Annotated in this window: 11 protein-coding genes, 1 tRNA gene and 1 pseudogene; 8 read left to right on the top strand and 5 right to left on the bottom strand. The window is 41.0% G+C overall.

From position 1 onward, the window contains the following. Nucleotides 1-351 precede the first annotated feature (351 nt). Nucleotides 352-951, top strand: a complete 600-nt coding sequence (locus tag EAE90_RS11670; RefSeq protein WP_214053641.1) for a GNAT family N-acetyltransferase — start codon at nt 352-354, stop codon at nt 949-951. Between the two features lie 55 nt (nt 952-1,006). Here EAE90_RS11670 and EAE90_RS11665 read toward each other — a convergent pair whose 3' ends face one another. After that, nucleotides 1,007-1,942, bottom strand: coding sequence for a VirK/YbjX family protein (locus EAE90_RS11665; protein ID WP_036780354.1), 936 nt, complete (start codon nt 1,940-1,942; stop codon nt 1,007-1,009). Between the two features lie 552 nt (nt 1,943-2,494). Between EAE90_RS11665 and idi the strand changes: the two genes are divergently transcribed. Both idi and EAE90_RS11655 read left to right on the top strand, forming a co-directional pair. Continuing rightward, the gene (gene idi / locus EAE90_RS11660; RefSeq protein ID WP_214053640.1) at nt 2,495-3,022 is read left to right on the top strand and encodes an isopentenyl-diphosphate Delta-isomerase; all 528 of its coding nucleotides are present in this window, start codon (nt 2,495-2,497) and stop codon (nt 3,020-3,022) included. Nucleotides 3,023-3,158: 136 nt separating this feature from the next. Further along, complete coding sequence (locus tag EAE90_RS11655) at nt 3,159-4,103, top strand: SAM-dependent methyltransferase (protein WP_214053639.1); 945 nt, start codon at nt 3,159-3,161, stop codon at nt 4,101-4,103. Nucleotides 4,104-4,766: 663 nt separating this feature from the next. Here the strand turns inward: EAE90_RS11655 and EAE90_RS11650 are convergent. Next, on the bottom strand, nt 4,767-4,979 hold the full coding sequence (locus EAE90_RS11650) for a hypothetical protein (protein ID WP_214053638.1): 213 nt from the start codon (nt 4,977-4,979) through the stop codon (nt 4,767-4,769). Here EAE90_RS11650 and dinQ (EAE90_RS24690) point away from each other — a divergent pair. The 3 genes and pseudogenes from dinQ (EAE90_RS24690) to dinQ (EAE90_RS24685) all read left to right on the top strand — a co-directional run bounded on the left by dinQ (EAE90_RS24690) (nt 4,972) and on the right by dinQ (EAE90_RS24685) (nt 5,953). Beyond that, on the top strand, nt 4,972-5,043 hold the full coding sequence (dinQ, locus tag EAE90_RS24690; protein WP_376744740.1) for a damage-inducible type I toxin DinQ: 72 nt from the start codon (nt 4,972-4,974) through the stop codon (nt 5,041-5,043). The two genes, EAE90_RS11650 and dinQ (EAE90_RS24690), sit on opposite strands and share 8 nt — an antisense overlap. A 50-nt stretch (nt 5,044-5,093) precedes the next feature. Then, nucleotides 5,094-5,393 (top strand): annotated as a pseudogene (locus tag EAE90_RS11645) (hypothetical protein); the annotation flags it as partial. Nucleotides 5,394-5,881: 488 nt separating this feature from the next. Next, the gene (dinQ, locus tag EAE90_RS24685; RefSeq protein WP_369293964.1) at nt 5,882-5,953 is read left to right on the top strand and encodes a damage-inducible type I toxin DinQ; all 72 of its coding nucleotides are present in this window, start codon (nt 5,882-5,884) and stop codon (nt 5,951-5,953) included. 446 nt (nt 5,954-6,399) lie between these two features. On the opposite strand, the gene EAE90_RS11640 is transcribed toward dinQ (EAE90_RS24685), so the two are convergent. Continuing rightward, on the bottom strand, nt 6,400-6,627 hold the full coding sequence (locus EAE90_RS11640) for a hypothetical protein (protein ID WP_214053636.1): 228 nt from the start codon (nt 6,625-6,627) through the stop codon (nt 6,400-6,402). Nucleotides 6,628-6,769: 142 nt separating this feature from the next. Between EAE90_RS11640 and EAE90_RS11635 the strand changes: the two genes are divergently transcribed. Next, entirely contained in the window at nt 6,770-6,943 is a 174-nt protein-coding gene (locus tag EAE90_RS11635; protein WP_214053635.1) for a type II toxin-antitoxin system HicA family toxin, read from the top strand. A 53-nt stretch (nt 6,944-6,996) separates the two neighbouring features. After that, nucleotides 6,997-7,407, top strand: a complete 411-nt coding sequence (locus tag EAE90_RS11630; RefSeq protein WP_036780360.1) for a type II toxin-antitoxin system HicB family antitoxin — start codon at nt 6,997-6,999, stop codon at nt 7,405-7,407. A 628-nt stretch (nt 7,408-8,035) separates the two neighbouring features. Here EAE90_RS11630 and EAE90_RS11625 read toward each other — a convergent pair. Continuing rightward, nucleotides 8,036-8,112, bottom strand: a tRNA-Ile gene (locus tag EAE90_RS11625). A 411-nt stretch (nt 8,113-8,523) separates the two neighbouring features. Next, nucleotides 8,524-10,374 (bottom strand): RNA polymerase sigma factor RpoD, encoded by a 1,851-nt coding sequence (rpoD, locus tag EAE90_RS11620; RefSeq protein WP_214053634.1) that lies wholly within the window; start codon nt 10,372-10,374, stop codon nt 8,524-8,526. Nucleotides 10,375-10,506 lie beyond the last annotated feature (132 nt).

The raw sequence follows: 10,506 nt of genomic DNA, 5'->3' as shown, positions 1-10,506 counted from the left end.
GTGATTAAACAGAATACCAGTATAAAAGACAGTCAGGCGGCTAAACGTCGAAGAGCCATTTGGTCAGGGGAATTCCGTAGTCAACTTATCTTTGATTAAATTAAATACAAAGTGGAATCCCGCCCTGGTATGAATATGGTTACTGTTGGATGTACCAGGCTACGATTGGTAAGAATAGTGCGTATATTTAGTATTTTTTTCTAAATGATGTGAGAGCTATCTAAGATGTTAAAAGTGCGGATTTTGCTTTAATAGGGGATTGATTTTACATATATTAATTTGATTCCGGTTTTAATTCTGGAATAGGGTGAGCTCTTCTATTCTGACTTAATTTATAACTCAGAGGTTATTATGAAAAAACAGATGACTGAATGGGTAACTTTGGCAGGAAAAGGGGTGACGTTAGAACCTCTGACACACCAACGGCATGATGAGTTTTTACAGGCAATTGAAGAGGGGGAACTGCATAAGTTGTGGTACACCAGTGTTCCTTCGCCGACTGAGCTAGGTAACGAGATTGAACGCCATTTATTGCTACATGAAAAAGGTACTATGCTGCCTTTTGCTATTGTTGATCATCGAACAGGTAAAGCGGTTGGAATGACCACGTATATGAATATTGATTCTGGTGCCCGCCGGTTGGAAATCGGTTATACCTGGTATGCGCGTTCTGTTCAGCGGACACATGTTAATACGGAAGCAAAATATCTCTTATTGAAATACGCTTTTGAAGAGTTGGGATGTATCGCAGTGGAGTTTCGCACTCATTTTTTTAATCATCAGAGTCGGAAGGCGATAGAGCGACTGGGCGCAAAACTTGATGGGATTCTGCGTAGTCATGCTGTATCTAAAGATGGCAGTATCAGGGATACTTGTGTTTACAGCATTATTAATTGTGAATGGCCTGCGGTTAAAATGCATCTTGAATGGCAGATGGTTAAACCGAGGTAAGAGTCGTCGTAAAATTAGGCCGTCTCCGGTGAAAGGTAGCGGCCTGATATCTGATTTAATTTGAAGGTAGGGAATGCCGCATGCCATTGTCCAGTTCATCTAGTAATTGATAACGGCGACGATATTCCGCCCGTTTCTTGCTGGCTATATCTTCAAGAGGTTTTCTTTCAATAGATAATGGCAGATGGAAATCTTTATTTTTTTCCTTTGTTCCACCTAATGATTCCCAGAAAGAATCGTAATCAGCGACTAATTTATCTTTCTTTTTATGCCAATAGCGTAGGCTTTTATAGATGTGGGTATCGTTGCTGGCTGCCAGAATTTGCTGACATTCAAAGTGGGCAGCAAAACGGCAAATAGATTCAAGCAGTAAGCGTTTTGGAAATAATCCGAAACAATCTTTTGTTGCATCGCGGATAATTTCAAGGGTTGCATCGCCTTTGGAGCCTTGTAGCCCACCGATGAACAATGTTTTTTTACCGGCAATAGTGAGTAGTGTGAAGGCGCATCTTGCCAAAGTTTTATTATCTTCTGTTGTAATAAATAGAGTAAGCTCGCCTTCTTTATTAAAACAGTCCATAGAATCTAAAGAAATAGTATATGTTCCACTCTTACCATTGATAACCGCTAATGGATATGCATTGGAACGAAATATTTTATTAACAATAGATTGATTCAAACCAGTAAACAGTAGCTGGTAATGTTCATTTATTGCACGTAACGTCTGCCCTCTATTGAAGTTTATGCTTAGATAGGGACGATGTAGTTTAGAAGGTAAACAAGGTTGTTTCTTCAAAATATCCAGATAAAACGGTGTATTAACTATCTGGTTTAATAGTTTTAACGTCGATATTGGCATCAGGGCGCTGCGTAAAGCAAATTTAGTGCGATTCTGCGCAGAATACCAATGGGGACTCGGGCTGATTTTTTTTCCGACTAAATCTGTGAACAGTCGGATTCCTGAACTGGCAGGTTGATACATATATTCCATGTCTTTATCTAGCTATAAAATACGGGAGGAAAGATGAATTGTAAGTGATGAGTATACTTCCCTAGTATTAAACAAAACTTCAACGGATGTTTATTTTTGTTTTTTTAAGGTAAAAAATCAACAGTTGTTTAATGATTGTTTAGTTATTGAGGGGGTTTTTTCTTGTTTGTTTATTATTCGTTTAGTTTTCTGTTGTAAAAGCACATCCAAAAAAATGAGAGAAATGGCTATGATTTTGGTGTGATACCTGAGGTCATGAGCTGTAACAAATTTAGCAGATGAATATTGGTGGTAAATGATTAATATTAGATATATTCTTTTTTGAATCCATTTAATGAAGGCATTAATAATTATTCTATTAATTTATTTTTTTTCATTGATGCAGAATGGAATGGATGAAATGTTTTTATTTTGTGATTTATATCATATTGTTATGAAAAATATTCTTATCCTTGTGAAGTTAATTTAGTACTTGCTGAATATGGATTATATTTTATTGTTAATTAAAGTTTGTGATTTTATGTTATTCAATACACACAAAGGCTATTAATAATGGATGAAATACTTGTTCTTGTTGATAAATATGACAATCCCATTGGTTCGGCGGGAAAAAATGATATTCACCAGAAGGGTATGTTACATCGGGCCTTTTCTATCTTTATTTTTGATAATAAAGGGAATTTACTCCTACAGAAGCGGGCGGCAACCAAATATCATTCAGCCGGACTTTGGACTAATAGCTGTTGTGGTCATCCCAGAGTTGGTGAAGCTCTGGAAGCCGCTGCGTGCCGGCGTCTTGGAGAAGAGATGGGTTTGGACTGTCCATTGAAAAAGGTTTCGTCATTTATTTATCACGCAATACTGCCTAATGATTTGATTGAATATGATCATGTTTTTATCGGGCGCTTTGATAAAGGACCGATAATTAACCCTGATGAGGTGTCCGATTACAAATGGGTTAATCCACTGAAATTGAGTGAGCTAATTAACAATGATCCTGATGTGTATACGGTTTGGTTCAAAAAAATTATTGATGGTCTTTCGTATCAAGATATTGAAGAGTGGCAAAGACTAATCTGATAGTAATGTAATTTATCAGTAATCACGGTATTAAATTAATTAGATATGAATATTTTATTGATATTTACCAATACGCCGCAAATCCCAGCAAATTAAGGGTGCGACGCTTTTAAAAACCTTTAATAAGGAAAAGCTCATGAGTAGCTTTAATAATATGTTTTGCACTGATGTTGAACCTGTCCTGCCCTATCACATCATCCGAGGGGAAACTACCAACGACTACGAAAGTAAAGTGGTACAAACTTATTGCGAAGATCCAGAACGTTGGCGCAAGGTGATTGGCGATACACTGTTATTCCAATGTGGTATTTATGATGATCCGGCTTCAAAACCACCAATTTCATTGGATGAGTCAGGTATTCGTTATTTTGATCGTCAATTGCTTTTAGCTGGTTTGGAAACAAAGATTGAAAGGCCACCAATTCGGCGTATTTTGGATATCGGTTGTGGTTGGGGTTATATCTTGAAATATCTGGCTGAGCGTTTTCCTGAATGTAAGCGTTTGGATGGTGTGAATATCAGCGAGCAGCAGTTGCGGTATTGTGCTGAATTTCATGCACAATATGGACTTTCTGAGCGTATCAATCTGTATCTATGTAATGCACAGGATATTGATCGCTTACCTGATCCGCAGGAACCTTATGATCTGGTGATTATCCGTGGTGTTATTTCACATTTTCCGAACTCGTTGTATGAAAAGGCTATGTGTGCATTATTCAAACGTATGAACACGGGTGGTCAGGTGATTATTTCTGACAATCTCTATAATGTGGAGTTGGACAACTATAAATCGGATACTCCTGACATTATTGATCGTCTCGCTTGTGCTAACCGCAAAACATCTGGTTATTTTAGACAGGTGTTAGAGGAAAGCGGTTTCGTCATTAAAGATATGAGGGTACTGCCGTCTAATATTGATGCAATGCATTGGTTATTAGATGTTAAGGCCAATATCGAACGAAACTTTCCTAAAGGCGTTGGTGGTCCTCTGGAAGAGTTGCGTGTACTGGCTGAAAACTTTTCGGTCGCTCTGGTGAAAAACTATATGTCGGTCTATAGCGCTGTTGTACAAAAGCCATAGCAAGTAGCCTTGTTTTCTTGGCTGAAGGGTAGAGCGGTCAAGAAAATCTTTGTCGCCGTTTTGTTGTTACTGACCGTTAGAAATAAAATCTATGGTTCTCCCTCTTTTTTACGGAGTAGCCTCATCAGATTGCGTCAGCATTGATGGCGAGAGAGAAATTGCTAATTGAAAAGTTTTCAATAAATTTTAGTTTTTGGGCCTTACACACTTATGGTTTGAGGGGGAAACCAGCAAATTAATGTCATGCAATTGATGTTAAAGACGTTGGATGTGTTAAAGCACTGGCGGAGCTGGCTGCTGTCCATACTTACTACAACACAGGCACGTCGGAGAACGCCAGCGCCATTAGGAACACGGTTTATAAATCCGATGGATTGAAACAGAAGTATTCGTCTGTGACTGGATGAATATCATTCTATTTATGTGAGGTTGTTACGCTATAGCATAAGTTGATAACACCTTTTTTAAGGTGTAGACTGATTGTGTTAGCAGGAGAATGTCGCGCTGGAACCGAGGCTACCAATCTCGTATAGCGCAAAGACGAATCGCCCTATCCAAGGGTAAAAGTAAAAAAACCAACCTCACCAGTTGGTTTTTTACTTTTATCTACTCATCATTTTAATTGATTGAATCATTTGAAAATAAACCTATAATCAACGGCTGTTAGTTTGGGGTAGTGTTCTGACCTGTGTATCTCTGACGCAAGTTTTCGTAAGTCCTGGCTGAGTACAGGTGGTGCTGATTCAGTGCCTCGGTCAGAGCGCGATATTCTCCTGCTAACACAGATGAGGGCCAGCCAGACAGGCAGCGTAAAGGCAATGGCTGGTTAAGTCGTGCTCCTAACTGGAGCAAACGGGTGAAAGCATTTATTGACATTGCTATCATCGTTCTCAAAGCGTTAATCGCGCTTTTAGAGCTGATCCGTGCATTTCTGAAATAGATAACGGAAACGTAGCTAAGGCCATCGGGGGAACCTCCCGGTGGCCTTTAACATCATCAAATTTCGTTGCCAGTGTGGGGAAAGAGACCAATGTTGAAGTCGGGCAAAAGCTGATAGAGAAGATTGTCCTGCTTAAGCAGAGCATCGCCGGAGCCAGGCAAGAAATCATTGCGCCCGTGGTTTGGGTGGGCAGCCAGCAAATCAACGTCATGACCTTGATGTTAGAGACATTGGATGTGGTTAAAGCACTGGCGGAACAGACTGCCGCCCATACGCACTACAACACAGGTACGCCGGAGAACGCCTGTGCGATAAGGAACACGGTCTATAAATTCGATGGATTGAAATAGAAGTATTCACCTGTGATTGGGTGAATATCATTCCATTTATGTGAGGTTTTTTTACTCCGCACCCTAGGTTGATATTTTATGCTATAGGCATTAGACTGGTTATGTCAGTTAAGGAATATCGCGCTAGGACTGAGGCCACCAATCTCGGTAATAGCACAAAAGATACCCGCGCCCTTTATGTGTAAAACAAAAAAGCCAACCTCACCAGTTGGTTTTTTGTTTTTACCAACTCACCATTTTAATTGATTGAATCATCTGAAAATAAACCTATAATCAACTGCTGTTAGTTTTGGGTAGCGTTCTGGCCTGTGTATCTCTGACGTAAGTTTTCGTAAGTCCTGGCTGAAGAACAGGTGGTGCTGCTTCAGTGCCTCGGTCAGAGCGCGATATTCCTTAACTGACTTGATGGAAGTCAGCCGGACAGGCAGCGTAAAGGCAATGGCTGGTTAAGTCGTGCTCCTAACTGGAGCAAACGGGTGAAAGCATTTATTGACACTGCTATCATCGTTCTCAAAGCGTTAATCGCGCTTTTAGAGCTGATCCGTGCATTTCTGAAATAGATAACGGAAACGTAGCTAAGGCCATCAGGGGAACCTCCCGGTGGCCTTTAACATTTACCGCCTTTGATCAAGCAAGCCACTCTTGTTTAAGTGGCCCAATATATTGATCTAACAGCTTAAATTTGGTAATCCCGACTGGACTTGAACCCGTGTTCAAGCGGTTATTGCTCCGGTAGTATGGGAGGATAGCCAACAGATTAGTGTAGTTTACCGCGAGTCATACACATAATAACATTGGGACACCTTTTTAAATGCGGTTTCAATCAATGCTACTGGTTCGTGTTTTGATGGTCTGAAATAAAATTATCTCGCCCGCAACATGCGGATTTTTTTACGCTTTTATAGCGCTATGAATACAATTCTGATATTAAAGAATGGGAAGTGAGTGTAATAAAAAAACCGAGAATTCATAGCGTTATATTAGTTTAGTGGTTTAAAAGTTGCCGTTACTTTTTCGGATATAGAAATAATTTATGTGATATCAGGATTGCTTGGTAAATCATTTCGAGCGGTTCGTTTGATAGGCTGCTTATTTTCATCAAAATACCGACTGTCCATATCTCAGCAGGTGTGACACCAATTTCCTGAGCAATCATACGCGCCACAACACAGGTACGACGGGGAACGCTAGTGCGATAAGGAACACGATTTATAAATCCAATGGATTGAAACAAAAATATTCTCCTGTAATTAGCTAGATTGATTGGCCTCTCTTTGATGAGGTTTATTTTTACCCTTTCATATGGTAAACAAGAATGTTGACATGGTAATCATAAATGTTTACTGTGTTTGTATGTTCAACAGAATGGAGAAGTGGTGAAGCAAAGCGAGTTTAGGCGGTGGCTGGAAGCTCAAGGCGTCGAAGTTTCAAATGAGACAAACCATCTGAAACTGAGATATCAGGGGAAACGAAGCATTATGCCGAGACACCCTAGCCAAGAGATCAAAGAGCCGCTGAGGAAAGCAATCATTAAGCAATTAGGATTGTGATAAAAACCCGCCTCGCAAGGGGCGGGTTCTCGCACAGGTTTACCATTAAAAATATGCGATATCCAGTCACACTAGAGCCAGTAGAAGAGGGCGGTTATTTCGTCTCGTTCCCGGATATCCCCGAAGCTTTAACCCAAGGGGATACACGGGAAGAGGCGCTAGAGATGGCGCTCGATGCGCTAATAACCGCCTTTGAATTTTACTTCGAAGATAATGAAAAAATCCCGCTTCCTGGCCCCGTAGGGCAGGATTATGTTGATGTGCCCTTAAGCGTGGCCTCTAAGGTGCTTATGCTCAATGCGTTTCTTGATTCCAAATTAACGCAAATTGAATTAGCCAACCGTATGGGGGTGAAAAAGCAGGAAGTGACCCGTATCTTTGATTTACGGCACGCAACTAAAATTGATACGGTGGGTAAGGTCGCATCGGCTATCGGACATCAGTTAACTTTGTCCATTGAATGAAAATCACCATTAATTAACAGGCTGCGTTAATACGTGGCCTTTTTTATATCCTGATAAACTGCAACCAGATGCACACAGCACTGTTATCAATCAAACCAATATGTACCAGATTAATCATGTGGTATCAATCAGCGCTACGGGTTCGTGTTGTGATGGTCTGAAACCTGCCTGAACCACCATAGAAGCGATAGCAAGGCGCACTGGTATTGTGGGAGAAGCGGCAAACTGAAATTGATTGAAAAGATTTTCAGGACATTTCAGTTTGTAGATCTAGGAAGGATCATGGCAGAAAAGTTAACATAATGATAGTAAGGAAATATTTCTATTTTACGTAAGAAGTAAGATCACGAAGATAAGCCGAAGGAAATTTCAAAACACAGTACTAGAGCGGTCTCGTAGCTATTAGAAAATTGAAATCAACTAAGTTAAGTAGATATATTTTCATTGGCAGAAAATTTTTTTCGCGTTTGGTTCGTTAGGTCAAAAAACAATCTTCCTTGTGTATGAACAATGGCACAACAGGGACATGAAAATTTTCTCAGGGGACAAAAAGGGGACACTGGCTAAAAGACATAAAAAAACCACTCTTGCTTGAGTGGTCTATCTATCTGTTTTCACATAGAAAATCTGGTGGCCCCTACTGGACTTGAACCAGTGACCAAGCGATTATGAGTCGCCTGCTCTGACCAACTGAGCTAAGGGGCCGTTGGATGGGAGGGATTATACGTACAGTTTTGCTCGCGGTCTAGCTTTGTAAATTCGTATGATCATTTTATGTGCAAAATTGCGTTTTTAGTAAGTAGTGAAAACGGGGAGTGATATATATTAGCTGTTTTTATGGTCTATTTAACATTTCTATCCGTCACTGAATTAATTTTTCCGAAGCGATTTTGCGTTATCTGGTCATATTATTATTCCGATGAAAATCTATTTTATGAACGATTATTTGAATGACAACTATATGCCTTTCATTATGCCTTTCATTGTTATTTAATCACTAAGTGGAAAACGGCTTCTTTATCTATCGGCTGGAGAGAATGTTAATTGAGTGAGATCAAAAGATAAAAGCGTCTACCGGAGCAGACGCTTTTTAGTCAGAATGAATAAAATTTTTGATTATTCATCAAGGAAGCTACGCAGAACTTCAGAACGGCTTGGGTGACGTAGTTTACGTAGTGCTTTCGCCTCTATCTGGCGGATACGTTCACGGGTAACGTCAAACTGTTTACCAACTTCTTCCAACGTATGGTCGGTATTCATATCAATACCAAAACGCATACGCAGTACTTTTGCTTCACGAGCGGTCAGACCCGCTAAAACATCGTGGGTTGCTGAACGCAGGCTTTCTGAGGTTGCAGAGTCCAGCGGCAGTTCCAGCGTTGTATCTTCAATGAAATCACCTAAATGTGAATCTTCATCATCACCAATTGGCGTTTCCATTGAGATAGGTTCTTTGGCAATTTTCAGTACCTTACGGATTTTGTCTTCCGGCATCAACATTCGTTCTGCCAGCTCTTCCGGCGTTGGTTCACGTCCCATTTCCTGCAACATTTGACGGGAAATTCGATTGAGTTTGTTGATTGTCTCAATCATATGAACGGGTATACGAATGGTACGAGCTTGGTCAGCAATTGAACGTGTAATTGCCTGACGTATCCACCATGTGGCGTAAGTTGAGAACTTATAACCACGACGATATTCAAATTTATCAACCGCTTTCATCAGGCCAATGTTGCCTTCTTGAATCAGATCCAAGAATTGCAGGCCACGGTTGGTGTATTTTTTGGCAATTGAAATAACCAAACGTAAGTTGGCTTCAACCATCTCTTTTTTCGCTCGGCGGGCTTTTGCTTCACCGATGGACATACGACGGTTGATATCTTTCACCTGTTCAATGGTTAAACCCGTTTCTTCCTCAATTTGACGAAGTTTTTGCAGGCTGCGCTGTACTTCTTCTTCCACCTCAAGTAGTTTTTCAGACCACGGTTTGTTCATTGCTTTTGCAGCAGTAAACCAAATGTCGCTGGTTTCATTACCGGAAAACAAAGTGATGAAGTTCTTCTTCGGCATTTTGCACTGTTCAACACACATTTTCATGATTTGGCGTTCTTGAAGGCGAACGCGATCCATCATAGAACGCATGTTGTTGACCAGATAGTCAAACTGCTTTGGCACCAGACGGAACTGTTTGAAAACTTCTGAAAGTTTTAAAATCTCGGCCGCAGTATTTGGATGGTTGCGACCGTTTTCCTTAATTTCCTGACGGGTGATGTCATACTGTTGTCGCAGTTCTTGGAATTTCTGGCGCGCTAATTCTGGATCGATGCTGTTGTCATCATCACCATCGCCATCGTCATCACTGTCTTCATCATCGTCGTCTTCATCATCATCAAGTTCTTCCTGTGGAAGCTCAGAACCAACGTGAGTAGCAGTAGGCGCAAGCTCTTCTTCTGCGTTCGGGTCAACGAAACCGGTAATGAGATCTGACAGGCGAGCCTCACCTGCTTCCACACGGTCATATTGTTCCAGTAAATAGGTGATTGCTTCAGGGTATTCAGCAACGGAGCACTGTACCTGATTGATGCCATCTTCAATGCGTTTAGCAATGTCAATTTCACCTTCCCGGGTCAATAGCTCAACGGTACCCATTTCACGCATGTACATACGTACCGGGTCGGTGGTGCGACCGATTTCAGATTCAACACTAGACAGGACTTGCGCAGCAGCTTCCACAGCGTCTTCATCTGTGTCGTTAGCGGTTTCTGCTAGCATCAGATCATCGGCATCAGGTGCTTCTTCCATTACCTGAATGCCCATGTCATTGATCATCTGGATGATATCTTCGATCTGATCGGAATCGACGATATCTTCCGGCAGATGGTCATTGACCTCAGCATAGGTCAGATAGCCTTGCTCCTTACCACGGGTGACAAGTAGCTTTAGCTGTGACTGCGGGTTTTGCTCCATAAGACGGTATCCACACTTCAGAGTATTTGGGTTGGTGTCGGTCGGCGAAATTAATCTGCCAACAATAACTTTTAAGGGCGTTTTCGTTATATTGCCGCTGCCCACTTATAGCGGCAAAATGTAGGGTTATTT

This window comes from Photorhabdus caribbeanensis (assembly GCF_018448885.1).
In the GTDB taxonomy this organism is placed as follows: domain Bacteria; phylum Pseudomonadota; class Gammaproteobacteria; order Enterobacterales; family Enterobacteriaceae; genus Photorhabdus; species Photorhabdus caribbeanensis.
Note: the sequence above shows the minus strand (reverse complement) of the source record. Positions and strands in the feature narration are given on the sequence as shown.